General features: G+C 40.4%; 13 protein-coding genes. 11 read left to right on the forward strand and 2 right to left on the reverse strand.

Features of this window, described 5'->3' with window-relative positions:
- Positions 1 to 5: 5 nt before the first annotated feature.
- The gene (locus MUN53_RS09785; RefSeq protein WP_243325185.1) at positions 6 to 2,549 is read right to left on the reverse strand and encodes a thiol protease/hemagglutinin PrtT; all 2,544 of its coding nucleotides are present in this window, start codon (positions 2,547 to 2,549) and stop codon (positions 6 to 8) included.
- A 545-nt stretch (positions 2,550 to 3,094) separates the two neighbouring features.
- On the opposite strand from MUN53_RS09785, the gene MUN53_RS09790 reads away from it, so the two are divergent.
- The 4 genes from MUN53_RS09790 (at position 3,095) to MUN53_RS09805 (ending at position 8,525) form a co-directional block, all read left to right on the forward strand.
- Positions 3,095 to 4,300: an ROK family transcriptional regulator gene (locus tag MUN53_RS09790; RefSeq protein WP_243325187.1), complete on the forward strand. Its 1,206-nt coding sequence runs from the start codon at positions 3,095 to 3,097 to the stop codon at positions 4,298 to 4,300.
- Between the two features lie 23 nt (positions 4,301 to 4,323).
- Positions 4,324 to 5,499, forward strand: coding sequence for an AGE family epimerase/isomerase (locus MUN53_RS09795; RefSeq protein ID WP_243325189.1), 1,176 nt, complete (start codon positions 4,324 to 4,326; stop codon positions 5,497 to 5,499).
- 71 nt (positions 5,500 to 5,570) lie between these two features.
- The gene (locus MUN53_RS09800; RefSeq protein ID WP_243325190.1) at positions 5,571 to 6,899 is read left to right on the forward strand and encodes an MATE family efflux transporter; all 1,329 of its coding nucleotides are present in this window, start codon (positions 5,571 to 5,573) and stop codon (positions 6,897 to 6,899) included.
- Between the two features lie 345 nt (positions 6,900 to 7,244).
- Complete coding sequence (locus MUN53_RS09805; RefSeq protein ID WP_243325192.1) at positions 7,245 to 8,525, forward strand: O-acetylhomoserine aminocarboxypropyltransferase/cysteine synthase family protein; 1,281 nt, start codon at positions 7,245 to 7,247, stop codon at positions 8,523 to 8,525.
- 76 nt (positions 8,526 to 8,601) lie between these two features.
- Here MUN53_RS09805 and MUN53_RS09810 read toward each other — a convergent pair whose 3' ends face one another.
- Positions 8,602 to 10,200, reverse strand: coding sequence for a sulfatase family protein (locus MUN53_RS09810; protein WP_243325194.1), 1,599 nt, complete (start codon positions 10,198 to 10,200; stop codon positions 8,602 to 8,604).
- 151 nt (positions 10,201 to 10,351) lie between these two features.
- On the opposite strand from MUN53_RS09810, the gene MUN53_RS09815 reads away from it, so the two are divergent.
- The 7 genes from MUN53_RS09815 (at position 10,352) to MUN53_RS09845 (ending at position 19,405) form a co-directional block, all read left to right on the forward strand.
- Positions 10,352 to 11,740, forward strand: a complete 1,389-nt coding sequence (locus MUN53_RS09815; protein WP_243325196.1) for a PepSY-like domain-containing protein — start codon at positions 10,352 to 10,354, stop codon at positions 11,738 to 11,740.
- 78 nt (positions 11,741 to 11,818) lie between these two features.
- Positions 11,819 to 13,144, forward strand: a complete 1,326-nt coding sequence (gene mtaB, locus MUN53_RS09820) for a tRNA (N(6)-L-threonylcarbamoyladenosine(37)-C(2))-methylthiotransferase MtaB (RefSeq protein WP_022457168.1) — start codon at positions 11,819 to 11,821, stop codon at positions 13,142 to 13,144.
- A gap of 19 nt (positions 13,145 to 13,163) precedes the next feature.
- The gene (locus tag MUN53_RS09825) at positions 13,164 to 14,072 is read left to right on the forward strand and encodes a lysophospholipid acyltransferase family protein (RefSeq protein WP_243325197.1); all 909 of its coding nucleotides are present in this window, start codon (positions 13,164 to 13,166) and stop codon (positions 14,070 to 14,072) included.
- On the forward strand, positions 14,059 to 15,096 hold the full coding sequence (locus tag MUN53_RS09830; RefSeq protein ID WP_243325199.1) for a glycosyltransferase family 2 protein: 1,038 nt from the start codon (positions 14,059 to 14,061) through the stop codon (positions 15,094 to 15,096). Before MUN53_RS09825 ends, MUN53_RS09830 begins: the two co-directional genes overlap by 14 nt.
- A gap of 51 nt (positions 15,097 to 15,147) precedes the next feature.
- Positions 15,148 to 17,130: a PorE family type IX secretion system protein gene (gene porE / locus MUN53_RS09835; protein WP_243325229.1), complete on the forward strand. Its 1,983-nt coding sequence runs from the start codon at positions 15,148 to 15,150 to the stop codon at positions 17,128 to 17,130.
- Between the two features lie 146 nt (positions 17,131 to 17,276).
- Positions 17,277 to 18,548: an adenylosuccinate synthase gene (locus tag MUN53_RS09840; protein WP_022457164.1), complete on the forward strand. Its 1,272-nt coding sequence runs from the start codon at positions 17,277 to 17,279 to the stop codon at positions 18,546 to 18,548.
- A gap of 176 nt (positions 18,549 to 18,724) precedes the next feature.
- Positions 18,725 to 19,405 (forward strand): zinc metallopeptidase, encoded by a 681-nt coding sequence (locus MUN53_RS09845; RefSeq protein ID WP_022457163.1) that lies wholly within the window; start codon positions 18,725 to 18,727, stop codon positions 19,403 to 19,405.
- The last annotated feature ends 32 nt before the right edge of the window (positions 19,406 to 19,437 follow it).

Consider the following 19,437-nt stretch of genomic DNA (forward strand, 5'->3'; position numbering starts at 1 on the left):
AAAGATTATTCTTTTCGGAACTTGACCGAATAAGTTTTACCTTCTGTTGTTTTTACAACCATGATATAAATACCTTTGTTCAGCTTATTAACCTGGAAAGAATAATTATTTCCAATACCTGGAGTCAATTGTTCTTGATGCACCATTTGTCCTGCTATGCTATAGATCGTTACAGTATTTGCCATGCTGGAAGTCCGGATACGTAATTCATTACTTGATGACGTACTGAAGACTTTCAATCCTTCAACATCTGATATTTCTTCTATACCTGTAGGTGTTGCAGACACTTCAAATGGAGTTCCTTGGGTTAATTGTACAAACTGACCATTAATATATTGATATAAGACAACGGCATATTTCCCTGCTGTAACATTGGGATTAAAACTCATGGACAGCTTGTAGGGTAAATTGTCTCTTTCAATGAATATTGAAGATGAATGCATATTCTGGGTGGAAGTTTGTCCTTCTGCAAAGATAGCAGCTATAATGATGTCATTATAGACGTCTCCTTCTCCATCCAAAAGAATGTCAGCAGTTATTTCTAATGGTTCATCTATTCCGATTTTGGATTTGGCTACTGTTGCCTTTTCGACAATGATTTTCTCACAAGGCTTACCACTTTTAATTTGTATATCGATGAGATCTCCTATGGCATATAAATAATTACCCCATTGAACACAGGCTGCGGCGAAATATTCTCCTTCTGGAATGTTTACTGTCGAGCCTGAATCTGTTATTATACTTAAGTTTCCAGAGACTAGAAGCTTTTGTTCTTGTGTATTGGCTGGAAGCAATAATTGTGTTTCTCCAAGAACTGTCACTACTTCTGGCTCTTTGTCTTGGGTTAATAGCATAACTCCTGCTATACCATAAAATTCATTTTGTGTACTTGAATTGGAGAAAGTAAGTTCAAACTCTCCATTCATGCCTGTGTATAAGCCATGTGATGCTTGGATTGATACATTCAAGTCTTTTTCGAGGTTTAAGAATCCACTGAATATATTGAGTTCACATTTCTTGTTCTTTATGGTCAGTATATATGCTGTTTCACTACCCATAATACTACGAACCCGACTATATTGACTTTCCCGAACTTCTTTTGTCCCGATATACAATGTATAAGTTCCGTCCTTGATTTCAGAAGGAATCATTATATCTTCAAGAGGTAATGTCGGAAAACCTTCATTTATATTATTTATTTCTTCTTTTATTTGATAGGCCTTGATAAGATGTTGGACACCATCTTTATCTTCGGCGATGACTCCTATTTCTCCGCTATGGAATGTAGACGTTATATTGCGAAGATTGACTGCTGTTAAATCAAAACTCTCATTTTGATTGAAAGAAGATTTGCTGGCCTTTAGTTCACTTAAAGAGAAATAAGATGTATATGATGTTGATTCTGATTCAGGTTGCATACCGATTATCATCCCTTGATCAAAGATATAACCGCCACCCATGCTACTACCTCCTCCGATACCGGGAGAAGTTGGTTCTAAGGAAGCAATTTCGAAGTATCCATTATTCATACCACCCCAGCCCCAGTTAACATGGACTAAATTATTTTTGTCGTATCCGTCAAGAACAAATTCATGGCCGACTTCTTTTGAGGCTCCGTTGTATAGAATGGGACGTTTTTCATTCAGTTCCTTTTTTACCATATCCATCCATTCCTGAGTATTGAAGTAATTACGGGAAACATATCCCATATTCTTATTGTAACCGAAATATTGGATAAGCGCATCTGCTACGATACCGGAATATGCCCCGGAACCATCCGGTGAATATTCCATATCAACAGCAACACCACAAGCATACATTAACTTGGCAACGGCTTTCCCTTGTGCATCGGTATATTTACCTGGTACATATTGCGGTAACATATTTCCCCAATCAAAGGAAGTAGCTCCAAAATCGAATGAACATTTAATCCCGCTGGAAGTATTATAGGAGTGTGATCCGATTCCTTTTTGCGGATATTCGAAATATTTCATAACCATAGCCATTGCTGTGGCTACACAACCAGAAACAGATCTCTTTCCGTTAACTTCTGGACATAAGTTGAAATAAGGTTCATCTTGATTCCAATTGATATCTCCTAATAACGGTTGTACGTCTTCGCTAAATGAATTGGAAGAACGGCTTAAAGGCTTGGGTAAATTTTGTTGTTTGTCAAGTTGCATGTAAAGATCATGATAAGCCGTCAGTAAGGCTTTCATGTTAGATGGAATATTCTCTACAACGAATGCTCCCGTATGAGAATACGCTAAAATAGGTCTCATTCGATCATCTCCAGACACAATGGCATAGGATGAGTTACCCTGATTAAATACGTAAAAAGCCGTTTGTGCGGAGGTACTTCGCAATGGCGATGATTCAATTAAATCTCCAGACAAAGCAACCAAACTAATGTCTCCAGCTGAACGTAAACTTCCAGACTGGTTGAAAAAACTACGAGCTACCTTCCATGCTTCATCTTGGGTAAGTTGTTTAGCCCATACGGAAGAGAAGCATAACCATACAAAAAAAATAGTTGCAATCTTTCTCATAAGTAGATTGTTTTTGAGTTAATAAAAAAGTTCGCCAAGATAAGAAAAAAAGAAAATAGACCAATAATTTATCAATTAATTAACTAAATCGGCTTGTTGGAAGTCTTTTTGAGGTATATAAGTGTACAAATTGACTATTTTTCTTATAAATGGAGAAAAAAAGATATTTCTGGGTGAAAAAGATAAAAATAGATAAAACTCGGATTTATTAAAAATATAATCTTAAGAAAACGTATTATTTAAAATATTTATTTCTAACTTTGTATTTAAGATGAGAGTTGATATAATTATGCGTGCGTTTTGGGCATAAGTTTTATGGCTCTTGACTGATTAATGTTTGAGAAATAGAGAGTAAGACATATTTTGATTTTGACATTCTTTGGTTTGATGAATTTCAGGAAATGAACATGGGGGCATTTTATGGATTTATTTATGCAATGAATACAAAATGATTGTCTATATGGAATTTCTGATTACATGATTAAAGGCAGAGGATGGAGATTCAAATGGTTTAAAAGATGGTTCACTATAAATCAATGTAAAAGATGGCAACTAAATTTCTATTGCAAGATAGTAGATATAAGACTACTACATTGAAAAAACACTTGATACAACATTTGATCATATCGGGAAGTTCTTCGATTGCCGATATTGCTAAGGAATTGCAATTAAGTATCCCGACTGTGACAAAATTTGTATCTGAATTAATGAACGACAACTATATTCTAGATTTAGGCAAACAAAACACACCAGGTGGCAGAAAACCAAATATTTATGGTTTAAATCCGAATGCTGGCTATTTTGTTGGAGTTGATGTGGAAGTTAAGAAGGTATTGTTGGCTACGATTGACTTTTGCGGAAACGTCATTGATGAAGGATATGTGGTGAGATATAATCTGGAAGATACAGAAGAGGCTTTTGACCGTTTGTGCGAAATTGTTCAGGATTATATTCATCAGTTGGAGATTGATACGAGTAAAGTCTTACAGGTCGGCATCAATTTAGGAGGAAGGGTAAATCCGAAAACCGGTTTTTCATATTCTTTCTTCCATTTTGATGACAAACCGCTGACTGAAAAGATAGAGAAACGGATTGGCATTCCAGTCAATTTAGAGAATGATTCACGTGCGATGATGTACGGAGAATTTTTGGCTGGTGTAGTTAAGAATGAAAAGAATATTCTGTTCATCAATATTAATTGGGGATTAGGTGCAGGAATTATCATCGATGGAAAACCTTATTATGGAAAATCTGGTTTTTCAGGTGAGGTAGGGCATGTTTGTGCACTTGATAACGAAATTATCTGTAATTGCGGAAAAAAGGGATGTCTGGAAACTGAAGCTTCCGGATATGCTATTGAACGGATGTTGCACGAACGGAAAGCTCAAGGCTGTACATCTATCTTATGGGATATGATGGAAGAGCATGGAGAATTTCTTTTAAGCGACTTCGTAGAGGCTGTTTTGCGGGAAGATGTTCTGGCAATTGAAATTGTTGAACATATTGGTTTTGTATTGGGCCGATGGGTGGCAGGTTTAATTAACTTATTAAATCCAGAAATGGTCATTTTAGGTGGTCCGCTTTCTGCTACCCAAGATTATTTACGTTTGCCGGTTCAGAGTGCGATACGGAAATATTCTTTGAATTTGGTTAATCAGGATACGCAACTGGTCGTATCTAAATTGGGCATTCGTGGTGGATTAATCGGAGCCTGTATGTTGTCTCGCAGCCGTTTGTTGGGAATGATTTAACAATGATCTAAAAAATAAATACTATGAATTATGCCATTTTAGCAGAGAAATACAAAAAGGAATTACTTGAACAGGTGGTTCCTTTTTGGTTAGAACATTCGCAGGACCGCCAGTGCGGAGGGTATTTTACTTGTTTGTTGAGAGACGGAAAGGTTTTTGATACAGATAAGTTTATCTGGTTACAGGGACGAGAAGTCTGGTTTTTCTCATTCTTATATAATAAGGTAGAAAAGCGTCCGGAATGGTTGGAGTGCGCTGTTCAAGGAGGAGAGTTCTTGAAAAAGTATGGACATGACGGAAATTTTAACTGGTATTTTTCTTTAACGCAAGATGGCAAGCCTTTGGTGGCGCCTTATAACATTTTTTCTTATACCTTTGCAGCCATGGCGTTCGGACAGCTGAGTCTGGCTACCGGGAATAAGGAATATGAAGAAATTGCCCGAAAAACCTATGCGCGTATTTTGGAGAAAATGGATAATCCGAAAGGGCAATGGAATAAACTGATGCCGGGTAGCCGTGACTTGAAGAATTTCGCCTTACCGATGATCATGTGTAATCTGTCTCTTGAGATTGAACATTTATTGGACAAAGAGACGATGGACAGGACAATTGAGTTATGTGTTCATGAGGTAATGGATGTTTTCTACCGGCCTGAACTGGGATTAGTGGTTGAAAATGTATTGACCAATAACCAATTGTCTGATTCGTTTGAAGGCCGTCATCTGAATCCTGGACATGCTATTGAAGCCATGTGGTTTATTATGGATTTGGGTGTTCGTCTGAATCGTCCGGATTTGATACAGAAGGCTACGGATATTTCGCTAAAGATGATTCGGAAAGGTTGGGATGAGAAATACGGAGGTATTTTCTATTTCATGGATCGTTTGGGTTATCCGTCTCAGCAATTGGAGTGGGACCAGAAACTTTGGTGGGTACATATCGAATCGATGATTTGTATGGCGAAAGGATTCTTATTGACCGGCAATGAAGAATGTTGGCAATGGTTTGAACGTGTGCAGGATTATGCCTGGACGCATTTCAAGGATCCGGAATATCCGGAATGGTTTGGTTATCTGAACCGGCAGGGGGAAGTACTTCTGCCATTAAAAGGTGGTAAGTGGAAAGGTTGTTTCCATGTGCCGAGAGGCATGTATCAGTGTTGGCAAACATTGCAGCAGTGTGCTGATAAATATAAATAATTGGAAATAAGGGATGTGCGGAAAACACATCCTTTTTTATGGTATTTTATTCATAAGTTGTAATAAAAGAGATGCAAGCAATCAAGAATCTGACAGAAGGTCCTATTAGTAGGCAGTTGTTTAATCTGGCATTACCCATTATGGGGACTTCCTTTATCCAAATGGCTTATAGTTTGACAGATATGGCTTGGGTAGGACGATTGGGGAGTGAAGCAGTCGCAGCCATTGGAGCTGTAGGTATTTTAACGTGGATGACACAGTCTATTTCGCTTATGAACAAAGTGGGAGCGGAGGTGACTGTCGGGCATTCCATTGGTGCACAAAACGCTGAAGAAGCCAAAATGTTTGCATCCCATAACCTGACTATCGGATTATTGGTCTCTCTTGTCTGGGGAGCGTTGTTGTTCGTTTTTGCTCATCCGGTGATCAGTCTGTACAAGTTGGAACCCGAAATTACCGATATGGCAGTCGAATATCTGCGTATTGTTGCCACCGGTTTCCCGTTTGTCTTTTTAGCTTCGGCATTTACCGGTATCCATAATGCTGCCGGCTTGAGTAAGATACCCTTTTATGTAAGTGGAAGTGGGTTGTTGTTAAATATGATTCTCGATCCGCTCTTCATCCTTGGTTTTGGTTGGGGAACCGCCGGTGCGGCTTATGCAACTTGGTTATCTGAATGTGCCGTTGTCTTGTTGTTTGTTTACCAATTGAAGGTACGCAACAAACTTTGGCCCGGTTTCCGTTTCTTCGTCCGACTCAAATCAACTTATAGTCTGAAGATCGTACGCATTGGTCTTCCGGTTGCTTTATTGAATGGTTTCTTTGCCATTATCAATTTGTTGATGGGACGAACGGCTTCGACGTATGGTGGACATATCGGATTGATGGCCTTGACGGCCGGTGGGCAGATCGAGGCGATTGCCTGGAATACATCACAGGGATTCAGTACGGCATTAAGTGCCTTTACAGCTCAGAACTATGCGGCCCGTCGGCGGGAACGTATTGATCAGGCTTATCTGACTACTTTGAAGATGACTTCCGTATTCGGACTTTTCTGTACGTTGCTCTTTGTCTTTTGGGGGGCAGAAGTCTTTTCTATCATTGTACCCGAACCGGCTGCTTACGTAGCAGGTGGCGATTTCTTGCGTATTGATGGATATTCTATGATCTTTATGATGATAGAAATAACTATGCAAGGTTTGTTTTACGGAACAGGCCGTACAGTTCCTCCGGCTGTGATCAGTATTACTTTCAATACATTACGAGTTCCCTTGGCCATGGGATTAGGTGCTGCCGGTTTGGGAGTAGCAGGCGTTTGGTGGGCCATCAGTATCTCCAGTACCTTAAAAGGTATTGTCTCTTTTATCTGGTTTCGTCTTCTACAAAAACGCATTTGGTAAACTCTTGTTTATCAGTATGTTTTTCCAAAGTAAAAAATACGCCGGCTTTTTGTTGAAATACGCCGGGAATTGATCAAAAGCCGGCGTATAGTAAAATAAAAGTAACGAGTATCGTTTACAATCCTCGTAGGATTCGTTTTCGATACTCGTTACTTTTGTCTTATCTGCAAATGTCTTCTTCTATGATCTCTCGTTTATCACATGAAAAAGCCGAAGCATAACCTTTTCCCAATGTTTGATATGACAACTTAGGTAACTTATATTTCTTAATCTTTAAGAGAAATATGCTACTGATATTTCCTTAATTTCGTATTTTTGCCAACAAATATCAAATATAGAAGCCAAATGGAAAATAAATTTAAGCCGGAAACGCTGTGCGTACAAGCCGGATGGAATCCGAAAAAAGGTGAACCTCGGGTTTTGCCGATTTATCAGAGTACAACATTCAAATATGAAACCAGCGAACAGATGGCTCGTTTGTTCGATCTGGAAGATAGTGGTTATTTCTATACTCGTTTGCAGAATCCGACCAACGATGCAGTGGCTTCAAAGATCGCTGCTTTGGAAGGTGGTGTGGCTGCTATGCTGACTTCTTCAGGACAGGCGGCTAATTTCTTTACCTGTTTCAATATTTGTGAAGCGGGAGATCATATTGTCAGTGCAACCAGTATTTATGGTGGAACCTATAATCTGCTGGGTGTTACCTTGAAGAAAATGGGGATCGATTGTACATTCATCGACGAAGATGCCAGTGAAGAAGAGATCAGCAAAGCTTTCCGTCCGAATACAAAACTGATGTTCGGAGAAACCTTGTCGAATCCTGGAGTGAAAGTTCTTGATATCGAAAAGTTTGCTCGTATTGCCCATAAGCATGGTGTTCCTCTTGTGGTGGATAATACATTTGCAACACCTATCAATTGCCGTCCGTTTGAATGGGGAGCTGATATTGTTACGCATTCTACGACGAAATATATGGATGGTCACGCTACCAATGTAGGCGGTTGTATTGTGGATAGTGGTAACTTCGACTGGGAAGCCCATGCTGATAAATTCCCCGGATTATGCCAGCCCGATGAATCTTATCACGGATTAACTTATACGAAGGCCTTTGGTAAAATGGCTTTCATTACGAAAGCTACCAGTCAGTTAATGCGCGACCTGGGAGCGATTCAGGCACCTCAAAATGCTTTCTTGCTGAACTTGGGATTGGAAACGTTGCATTTGCGTGTACCGCAGCATTGCAAGAATGCGCAAGCTGTTGCTGAATGGCTGGAGAAATGTGATAAGGTTGCGTGGGTCAACTATCCGGGTTTGAAGAGTAATAAATATTATGACTTGGCTCAGAAATACCTGCCGAATGGTTCGTGTGGTGTTTTGTCTTTCGGTTTGAAAGGCGGACGGGATGTTGCTATCCGCTTTATGGATCATCTGAAGTTGGCAGCAATTGTTACCCATGTGGCTGATGCCCGTACCTGTGTCTTACACCCGGCCAGTCATACGCATCGTCAGTTGTCGGATGAACAATTGAAAGAAGCCGGCATTGCTCCGGATCTGATCCGTTTCTCGGTGGGTATTGAAAATGTAGATGATATTATTGCTGATATCGAACAGGCTCTGAACGCTTAATCCTTATCAGAAACGATAAAAAGAAAAGGCACGGAATCGCTCGTCAAAAGAGTTGTATTCCGTGCCTTTCATTTATTTACCATTCATCCACTTGCTGTTCTTGGCGGAAACGGTCTAACTGTTGTTGCAGTCGGTCTTGTACATCCTTGTATTCAGCCTTCCCGTATAAGTTGTTCTGTTCGTTCGGGTCTGCCTGCAAATCATACAACTCATTGCAGTTGATTGCTTCACGATGTTCATCTTTATCTCCGTAAAAATGGATGAGCTTATATTGTTTGTCGCGCACACCATCATGACGGCGTACCATGTGAATGGCTGGATAATCATAATAATGATAGTATAAATACTTTCGCCAGTCGGCAGGAGTTTTTCCATCCAGTAACGGAACGAGCGATGTTCCTACCATATACTCCGGCTTTTCTATGCCGGCAATATCCAGATAAGTAGGCGCATAATCAATATTCTGTACGAGGTCTGTATTCTCAATACCTTTAGCCTTGCCTGGATAGCTGATGATCAGTGGAGTACGGAAAGACTCTTCGTACATGAAACGTTTGTCAAACCAGCCATGTTCACCCATATAAAATCCTTGATCGGATGTATAGACAATCACGGTATTCTCCATCAGGTTGTTCTTTTCCAGATAATCCAGCAAGCGGCCCACTTCATCATCGACCGTTTTGATACAACGCAGATAATCTTTCAGATACTGCTGATATTTCCATTTGGCCAGATCTTTACCTTGGGGTTGCTTCTGTTTGAAGTCTTCATGTCTTGTTTTGTAGGCCGTTTCCCAGGCTTCCCGTTGTTGCGGATTCATCCGGTCCAACGAATTTTGTAGGCCTTGGCTACTCCATTCTTTATTATAAGGAGGCGTATCTTTCAGTTCATTCAACTTCAAGTCATAGACCAAAGTCATGTGATCGGCAATACGCATTTCCTGTGTCCGGGCAGCATCACAACGAGTAGCATAATCGTCGTCGAAGGTTTCCGGTAAAGGAAATTCTACATCTTCATACAAGTGAAGATATTTTTCTTCCGGCATCCAGTTACGGTGTGGTGCCTTTTGATGCACCAGCAGGCAGAATGGTTTGTTCGGATCTCGTTTCTCCAGGAATTCCAGCGCATAATCGGTTGTCAGCTTCGTAGCATAACCTTCGCGCTTGACGTATTCTCCATTCGTTTCCTTACTTTTGAATTCCGGATTATAATATTCTCCCTGATCCCACAAAACCTGATAATAGTCGAAACCCTTGGGTTCACATTGCATGTGCCACTTCCCGACAACGGCTGTCTGGTAACCATGTTGTTGTAATATCTCGGAGAAGAATACTTTGGTGGTATCAATGCCTTTTCCTAACTGCCGCTGTCCGTTTTGATGACTATATAATCCGGTCATCAGACAAGCCCGGCTGGGTGTTGACAACGAGTTTTCTACAAAAGCTTGTCGGAACAAAACACCACGGGCAGCCAAACGGTCGATATTGGGTGTTGGGGCTAATTTCCCTAACGCATGCCCATACGCACTGATCGTTTGGAACGAATGGTCGTCCGTCATGATATGAATAATATTCAACGGCTTAGTTTCTGTCGCCTTTTCTTTTGTTCCGCTGCAAGCTGACAGCAGCAGAACTGGAGCCATCAGGCTCATGGATTGGAACAAATTCTTTTTCATAAGCGATTTAAATGAATAACAAAAGTAAGTAATCATCCGGAGAATCTTTGCACGGATCTTAAGATGGCAACACTAATTAACATCAGAATCATAGAATCTCTTCTGGTTTTCTGTAAGTTTGTAACACTTATAATCCATAAATCATTTTATCATGAAAAAGAGAGTTGATAGAATATGTAGTTTCCTGATGGCATGTTTACTCCTGATTCATATCAGTTGTAGTGAAAATAATTCGGTAGAAGATCCCAGACAAGAGTTGCCTGAAAATATTCAAAGCAGTTTACAAGTGCTTTATCCGGATGAAATCCCTCAGTCAACAGAGCAGCTTATCGATCCGAATACAAGTGAGGTCTGTTATTACGTAAGTTTTTCCGATGGAACCTATTTTGTATTCAATGCTGCAGGTGAGTGGACGAGTGTGTATTGCTATACGAAGGTACTTCCTGTTTCCATCCAAACAACCTATAAAGATGCTATCCGGCAGATAGAAACCGAAACAGCATCACCTATTCAGGCTCTTGATAAGACATTATATGGTATTGCTTTTGGTTTGGAAGACCAAAGATGGCTGGCTTACAGTACAACGGATAAGAAATTATTGGGAGAGGAAATGGAACATAACACCGGTCTGCAACCTAATGAGTATCTGCCGGGTCCGGTTTATTTCTTTGTGAGTTCTTCTTTTGATGCGGAAATCGAACATGTCATCGTTCCGCAGGATGAAAATCAGTCCGACTTTCGTTATTCTTTATGGTTAAGCAATCATATGGTTGTCGACTTCAATCAAGACAATGATTGGCTAGAGGTTCGCCATGCAGAAAAGGCTTACTTGCCTGATAGCTTTTATTCATTGTTGCCTGAAGATGTGGTAGAACAGTTAACAGAAGACTGTCCGGAAAAGAATATTTATCTTGTCCGGCAGATCAAGTCAGAACAGACGATTCAATATGAATTTGAAACAGACGACCAAAAATCATGGTGTTATGCGATTCCGAATCCGGATTATACACCGCCAACCATATTCCCAGATAAAGGGATTCGGGCTTTTATTGATAAATATTTTGGAATAACTTCATCTGTTTCTATGGTCTTGTCTTTAGATACTAAAGATCGGGTTATCGTCTCTCTTCCCAATGGATTCAATTTTACGGTCAATATGCAAGGCGAATGGATAAATATTGATAACCATAATTTGGGTTGGTCTGCGCTGAAAGAAGAACTCATATCTTCGGAAATCTTGAAAGCTGTAGAAGAGAAATATCAGACGACCATTACCTCGATTACTCGTCCGCTCGATCAACTACAAGTTCAATATATGCTGGCTGATGAGGGCGATCAAGTCTATTATGTGTACTCGGCAACAGAATTTGTAGCACAAGATTCGCCGAGAACTCCTTATGAAAAGGCTTATCGGTATATTCGTCATCATTATCCTGCAGAGATTTCTTTCAATCTTTCGTATGAGCAAGGTAGATATCAAACTACTTTGGAAGATGGAACTTTATTACTCTTTGATGGAAAAGGCGAGTTGATCAAATGAAATTTTAGTTTATAAGGAAATTACCAGCTATTTTCCGTAATTTTGCAAACTATTAGTTCAGGAGATTGTTTCATAGATATGATAGATCATACAGTTTTTGAAAATAAGAAAGCTGCCTATTATACATTAGGTTGCAAATTGAATTTTGCCGAGACTTCGACTATCGGAAAGGTCTTGTCAGAACAAGGAGTCCGAAAAGTCCGTCCTGGTGAGAAAGCTGATATTTGCGTTATCAATACATGCTCGGTAACAGAGCTGGCTGATAAGAAATGTCGTCAGGCTATTCGTCGTATTAGTAAACAACATCCCAATGCTTTTGTGGTGGTGACGGGTTGTTATGCCCAGTTAAAGCCGGAAGAAGTGGCACACATTGAAGGAGTAGATCTTGTTTTGGGTGCGGAACAAAAGCTGGATATCCTGCACTATCTGAATGATTTGCACAAGACCGATGCTGATGGAGAAATTCATACTTCGGCCTCAAAAGACATTCGTACTTTTACGCCTTCTTGTTCCGCCGATGATCGGACCCGGCATTTCTTGAAAGTACAAGACGGATGTGATTACTTCTGCAGTTATTGTACGATACCTTTTGCCCGTGGCCGTAGTCGTAACGGTTCGATTGAAAGTCTGGTGAAACAGGCGGAGGAAGTTGCTGCCCAAGGAGGAAAAGAAATTGTCCTGACAGGAGTAAATATTGGAGATTTCGGAAAAACAACGGGTGAGACTTTCATCGATTTGATTCGTGCGTTGGATGAAGTGGAAGGGATTGAGCGCTATCGTATTTCTTCTATTGAACCGAATCTGATTACGGATGAGGCAATCGATTTCGTGGCAGGCAGCAAACGATTTGCTCCACATTTCCATATTCCATTGCAGAGTGGAAGTGATGATGTGCTGAAACTGATGCGTCGCCGGTATGATACGGCATTGTTCCGTCATAAAATCGAGAAGATCAAGTCGATTCTTCCAGATGCTTTTATCGGAGTAGATGTAATCGTCGGTACACGTGGGGAAACGGATGCTTACTTTGAAGATGCCCGTCGTTTTATCGAAAGTCTGGATGTTACGCAATTACATGTATTCAGTTATTCCGAACGTCCGGGAACACAAGCGCTGAAAATCGACTATGTAGTGGATCCGAAAGTAAAACATATCCGTAGTCAGATTCTGTTGGATTTGTCGGAGAAGAAGCTTCAGGCGTTTTATGAAGCCCATATAGGCCGGGAAGCCAAAGTCTTGTTCGAGCATACGAAGAAAGACGGTATGATGCACGGATTTACAGAAAACTACATCAAGGTTGAAACTCCTTATGACGCTTCTTTGATTAACGAGACTCGACGAATTCGGTTAGGTGGATGGAACGCAGATAAATCTGCTTTGCAAATAGAATCTTTTATCGGGTAATTTTCTTGAGACTGATTGTATGTGGACACAGATTCAATATGCACTGATTTATGGTTGGATTAAATTACATGCATTACTGCCTATGTCGGCATTGTATGTATTATCTGATTTCCTTTATTTTATCGTTTATCGGGTAATTCGTTATCGTGTATCAGTCGTACGTAGGAATTTAAAGGCTGCATTTCCGGGGAAAAGTAATAAAGAACTTCTGCTTTTGGAAAAGAAGTTTTATCATCACTTTGCCGATTATGTAGTTGAGACGTTGAAATTAGCCCATATTTCTTTGGAAGAATTACAGAAAAGAGCCTATGTACAGAATCCGGAACTTATTGATCAGTTAATGGACAAAGGTAATCCTTGCTGTTTGTTGTTGATGGGGCATTTTGGTAATTGGGAATGGTATTCAGGATCTACTTCTCGGTTTAAAGATGCTTGTTTGTATCAGATTTATCGTCCTTTAAATAATAAGGCAGTGGATAAACTCTTTATCCATTTGCGGACGAAGTTTGGTTCATTCGGTATTTCTAAAAATGATACAGGACGTGAGGTGGTGCGGCTTGTGCGGAATAAAGTTCGGTCAGCAGTTATCTTTTTGGCTGACCAGACACCAAGCCCAAGTAATTTGCATTATTGGACAAACTTCCTAAACCAGGATACGGCTATTCTTACCGGAGCAGAACGTCTGGCCCGGAAGTTAAATACTCCGGTTGTGTTTTTGGATGTGCAGATGTTGAAACGAGGTTACTATACACTCGAAATACAGTTGATTACTGACAATCCCAAGGAAACTCCCGAGAATTGGATTACCGAAGAATATGCTAGACGCATGGAAAAAAGTATCCTTCGTAAACCGGAAGGATGGCTTTGGACGCATAAACGTTGGAAATATAAACGGAGTGACGCTGTAACTCATCATGGAAATAACTAAGAATAAGAAAATAGCAATTGTCATATTGAATTGGAACGGTTCTGCCTTGATGGAAAAGTATCTTCCTTCGGTAGTCCGTTATTCTCCGGCTGAATGGGCTGATGTCATAGTTGCGGATAATGGGTCAACGGATGATTCCTTGCAAATGCTGGCCGATAAATTCCCTTCCGTGCAGATTATCCGGATGGATAAGAATTATGGATTTGCAGAAGGTTATAATCAGGCTCTGAAACAAATCTCTCATCCTTATTGCGTCTTGTTGAATAGTGATGTGGAAGTAACTCCGAACTGGCTGGATGCTCCTTGTCGATTATTGGATACACACCCTGATGTTGTTGCCGTTCAGCCTAAGATCAAAGCCGACGATCAGCGTGCCTTCTTTGAGTATGCCGGAGCTTCGGGTGGTTTTATGGATAAATACGGTTATCCGTTTTGTCGGGGGCGCTTATTGCATATTGTAGAGGAAGACAGCGGGCAGTATGATACTCTAATAGATGTTCTTTGGGCGACAGGCGCTTGTCTGTTTATCCGTACGGATGTGTATAAAGCCGTAGGAGGATTGGATGGTGATTTCTTTGCTCATCAAGAAGAGATTGATATGTGTTGGCGACTTCGGGCACGTGGTTATCGGTTGGTATGCACTCCTCAGTCTGTCATTTATCATAAAGGAGGTGGTACATTGAATGTGGAAAGTCCTCGCAAGACATTCCTGAATTTCCGGAATAATCTGTTGATGCTTTATAAGAATTTACCGGATAAAGACTTGAAACCGGTGATGCGGCTTCGTTTTTGGCTTGACTATTTGGCTGCTCTTAAGTTCTTTTTGACTGGACATGTCGCGAATGCCAAGGCGGTTTATCAGGCTCGGCATGAGTTTTATCAGCTTCTTCCTCAATTTGAACATAAACGGATGGAAAATATGCAGAAGACGGTTCTTACTGAGATACCGGAGCTGAAATCATATAGTTTGTTGTGGCAGTTTTATCTGAAAGGACGAAAACATTATTCCGAATTGCCGCAATAAGATCGTGTATTTTACGTTATAAGTAAGATATTTACTGATATGTCACTAGTAATGAATCAACAGAAATCCTACATATTTGGTCTATTGGGCATTTTCCTTTCGCTAATGTTCTTTTCTTGTAAAACGGCGAAGCTGAGTGATGCTGAGGAAAAGCATCGTATCGGAGAATATTATGAAGCTGCCGCTATCTATCGTAAAGTTTATACAAAGACATCACCCAAGAAACGGGATTTGAGAGGTTACATCGCTTTCCGTATGGCTGAATGCAATCGGTTGATCAATAGTACGGACAAAGCTATCAGTGGATATATGAATGCATTGAGATATGAATATCCTGATTCTATCTTGAATTTACGTTTAGGCCAGATGCTTCAGCGTAAGGGACGTTATACTGAGGCAATCAAACAGTACGATGCTTATTTGATGTACAATCCCGAAAGTCAATTAGCTTTTAATGGAATTGAAGGTTGTCAGTTGGCTCCTGTATGGAAGAAGAATCCAACCCGTTATGAAGTCCGACGCATGGAAAAGTTCAATTCCCGCCGTGGTGAGTTTTGTCCGATGTTGACAGGAGAGAAGTATGATCAATTGTATTTTACCTCTTCACGAACGAAAGATAAGGAAGCAAAGGTTAGTGCTATTACCGGACAGTATAATAATAACTTTTTCCTGGTCAAACAGGATGAAAATGGCAATTGGTTGAATCCGGAAGAACTGGAAGATGAAGTGAATACGGAGTTTGATGAAGGAACGTCCTCGTTTTCGGCTGATGGGAATACAATGTATTATACGTATTGTTCGCAGGATGAAACAGGCGACCGTACTTCTGAAATATATGTTTCTACCCGTAGTAGTGCTAAATGGGGGAAAGGAACGCGTACCACGATTGTAAAAGATTCAGTGACGGCTTTAGGTCATCCAGCCATTTCACCGGATGGGAAATATCTTTATTTCACATCAGATGTTGTAGGAGGATTTGGAGGAAAAGATTTATATAGAGCCCGTGTAGCAGGAAGTGATTTTGGTCCTATGGAAAACTTGGGCCCGGAAATTAATACGACAGGTGATGAAATGTTTCCTTATGTACGTGATTCTGTAACCATATATTTTGCTTCCAATGGACATCCGGGTGCAGGTGGTTTGGATTTGTTTAAGGCGACTCAAGACAGTACAGGACATTGGAAGGTAGAAAACTTAGGTTTTCCGATAAACTCCTCAAGTGATGATTTTGGTATTACGTTTGAAGGAAATAAGGAAAAGGGTTTTTTCAGTTCAAACCGGAATGATGCTCGTGGGTTTGATCATATTTATTCATTTGAAAAGCCAACAATTACAGTACGTATTGAAGGTATTGTAAATGATGTGGATGAATATCCGATAGAAGATGCAACGGTCCGGATTGTAGGAAAAGACGGATTGAATGCCAAGGTGCAAACAAAGAAAGATGGAACTTACGAAGTGGAACTGGAACGGGATATTAAATATGTCATGATGGCCAGTGCCCGTGGTTTCTTGAACCAGAACTATGAATTACATACCAGTCCGGAAGAGAAAAGTGAAACGTATATTGTTGATTTCTTCTTGTCGCCGATTAGTAAACCTGTGGTTATCGAGAATATTTTTTATGACTTTGATAAAGCAACCTTACGTCCGGAATCGAAGAAGGCTTTGGATGAGATGATCAAGATGTTGAATGACAATCCTAATGTAACCATTGAGTTAGGTGCACATACTGACCGGAAAGGTACAGATAAGTATAACGAAAAGCTGGCTCAACGGAGAGCTCAGTCGGTTGTCGATTATCTGATAGCCGGAGGTATTGCGGCCGATCGTCTTGAAGCTAAGGGATATGGAGAAAGCGTACCGAAGACGATCAATAAAAAGATGGCTAAACAGTTTGATTTCTTGAAAGAAGGTGATGTCTTGACGGAAGACTTTATTCTGAAATTAACTCCTGAACAACAGGAAATAGCTGATCAGATCAATCGTCGTACAGAGTTTAAGGTGTTACGTACCAATTATAACTTGTTCTAAATTTCTTGCGCTGAAAAAAGTAGGTTGAATCGTTCGGAATCTCCGATAAATCTACTAACTTTGTCGATTGCGTTAGGGAATGTAAAGGAATAATGGTTCAATAACGCATACAAGCGAAATATTAACGGCCTATATAAATAAAAGCAATGAAAGTAGATGTTTTATTAGGATTGCAATGGGGTGACGAAGGCAAAGGTAAAGTAGTTGACGTTCTTACTCCGAAATATGATGTGGTCGCTCGTTTTCAGGGTGGACCGAATGCAGGACATACATTAGAGTTTAAAGGCGAGAAATATGTGTTGCGTTCCATTCCTTCAGGTATTTTCCAGGGAGGTAAAATTAATGTGATCGGTAATGGCGTGGTTTTGGATCCGGTTCTGTTCAAGGAAGAAGCAGAAGCTTTGGCTGCCAGTGGCCATGATATTACCAAACAGCTGTATATTTCTAAGAAAGCACATCTGATCTTACCGACTCATCGTATTTTGGATGCGGCTTATGAAGCAGCCAAAGGCGCAGGAAAGATTGGTACTACCGGAAAAGGTATCGGTCCGACTTATACAGATAAGATCAGTCGTAATGGTGTACGCGTAGGTGATTTACTGCGAGACTTCGATTCTATTTATAGTGCCGCAAAAGCCAGACATGAAGCTATTCTGAAGTCATTGAATTATGACTATGACATTACGGAATTGGAGGCTAAATGGTTTGATGCCTTGAATTATCTGAAGCAGTTTAAGCTGATTGACAGCGAGCATTTCATCAACAACCTGTTGAAGGACGGCAAGAATGTATTGGCTGAAGGTGCTCAGGGTACTATGCTGGATGTTGATTTCGGTTCTTATCCTTTTGTTACTTCTTCAAATACAATTTGTGCTGGTTGTTGTACCGGTTTAGGTGTCGCTCCCCGAAATATAGGTGAAGTGTATGGTATCTTTAAAGCTTATTGTACTCGTGTTGGTAGCGGACCTTTCCCAACTGAATTGTTTGATGAGGTTGGTGATAAGATCGGTCAGCTTGGTCATGAGTTTGGAGCTGTAACAGGACGTAAGCGTCGTTGCGGATGGATTGATTTGGTAGCTTTGAAGTATGCTGTGACAATTAACGGTGTCAGCCAGCTGATCATGATGAAGAGCGATGTATTGGATACGTTTGAAACCATTAAAGCTTGTGTGGCTTATAAGATTAATGGAGAAGAAGTAACAGAATTCCCTTATTCAATTGATGGTGAAGTAGAACCTGTCTATGTTGAATTGCCGGGTTGGCAGACTGATATGACTAAGATGTTGAGCGAAGATGAATTCCCGGAAGAATTCAATGCTTATTTGACATTCTTGGAAGAAGAATTGGGTGTGCCTATCAAGATCGTATCGGTTGGACCGGATCGTGAACAGACCATCGTTCGTTACACAGAAGAATAAGAATAGACAAATTGGCGGATTAACAAGTTGATAGTTTGTTCTTCCGGCTAAGGATATTGTCAGGAATGGCAGAAGAAGTGTTTGATATGGCACATCTTTCTGCCATTTCTTTGTTTGGTAAGGATTTTGTTCTATATTTGAGGACTGAATTATTTTATTTATAGTAATTTACAATTATGTATTGGATTATTTTTATAGGATTCGCCCTATTGAGTTGGTTAGTATCTGCTAACCTGAAGCGAAAGTTCGAGAAGTATTCTCAAGTGCCCTTACCCAATGGAATGACAGGACGTGACGTTGCCGAGCAAATGCTTCACGACAACGGTATTTATGATGTACAAATCACTTGTACGCCCGGACAACTGACAGACCATTACAATCCCATGAACAAGACAGTGAATTTGAGTGAAGGGGTTTATTATAGTAATAGTATTGCCGCTGCAGCCGTCGCTGCACACGAATGCGGTCATGCCGTGCAACATGCAACTGCTTATGCTCCGTTAAAGATGCGTTCGGCTTTGGTGCCGGTAGTAAGCTTTGCTTCCAACATTGTATCGTGGGTATTGTTAGGCGGAATGTTGCTATTGCATAAGTTTCCGGAATTGATGTTGTTTGGTATTATTCTTTTCGCTACCACAACTTTGTTTAGCTTTATCACTTTGCCTGTGGAGATTAATGCCAGTCAGCGTGCTTTGGTTTGGTTGAGCCGGGCAGGAATAACGAATGTATATACACATGATAAAGCTGAAGATGCATTAAAGTCGGCTGCTTATACCTATGTGGTTGCTGCTTTAGGTTCATTGGCTTCGTTAATGTATTACATTATGATTTTCATGGGTGGAAGTCGAGATGAATAACAGACATAGAGACAAAAGAAAAGAGCCGGATG

Source organism: Parabacteroides faecalis (assembly GCF_022809355.1).
Lineage (GTDB): Bacteria > Bacteroidota > Bacteroidia > Bacteroidales > Tannerellaceae > Parabacteroides > Parabacteroides faecalis.

What these genes read in the sequence shown, in the direction of transcription:
- MUN53_RS09785 (WP_243325185.1), bottom strand. Translation starts at nt 2,549, where the DNA reads ATGAGAAAGATTGCAACTATTTTTTTTGTATGGTTATGCTTCTCTTCC.
- MUN53_RS09790 (WP_243325187.1), top strand. Translation starts at nt 3,095, where the DNA reads ATGGCAACTAAATTTCTATTGCAAGATAGTAGATATAAGACTACTACA.
- MUN53_RS09795 (WP_243325189.1), top strand. Translation starts at nt 4,324, where the DNA reads ATGAATTATGCCATTTTAGCAGAGAAATACAAAAAGGAATTACTTGAA.
- MUN53_RS09800 (WP_243325190.1), top strand. Translation starts at nt 5,571, where the DNA reads ATGCAAGCAATCAAGAATCTGACAGAAGGTCCTATTAGTAGGCAGTTG.
- MUN53_RS09805 (WP_243325192.1), top strand. Translation starts at nt 7,245, where the DNA reads ATGGAAAATAAATTTAAGCCGGAAACGCTGTGCGTACAAGCCGGATGG.
- MUN53_RS09810 (WP_243325194.1), bottom strand. Translation starts at nt 10,200, where the DNA reads ATGAAAAAGAATTTGTTCCAATCCATGAGCCTGATGGCTCCAGTTCTG.
- MUN53_RS09815 (WP_243325196.1), top strand. Translation starts at nt 10,352, where the DNA reads ATGAAAAAGAGAGTTGATAGAATATGTAGTTTCCTGATGGCATGTTTA.
- mtaB (WP_022457168.1), top strand. Translation starts at nt 11,819, where the DNA reads ATGATAGATCATACAGTTTTTGAAAATAAGAAAGCTGCCTATTATACA.
- MUN53_RS09825 (WP_243325197.1), top strand. Translation starts at nt 13,164, where the DNA reads ATGTGGACACAGATTCAATATGCACTGATTTATGGTTGGATTAAATTA.
- MUN53_RS09830 (WP_243325199.1), top strand. Translation starts at nt 14,059, where the DNA reads ATGGAAATAACTAAGAATAAGAAAATAGCAATTGTCATATTGAATTGG.
- porE (WP_243325229.1), top strand. Translation starts at nt 15,148, where the DNA reads ATGAATCAACAGAAATCCTACATATTTGGTCTATTGGGCATTTTCCTT.
- MUN53_RS09840 (WP_022457164.1), top strand. Translation starts at nt 17,277, where the DNA reads ATGAAAGTAGATGTTTTATTAGGATTGCAATGGGGTGACGAAGGCAAA.
- MUN53_RS09845 (WP_022457163.1), top strand. Translation starts at nt 18,725, where the DNA reads ATGTATTGGATTATTTTTATAGGATTCGCCCTATTGAGTTGGTTAGTA.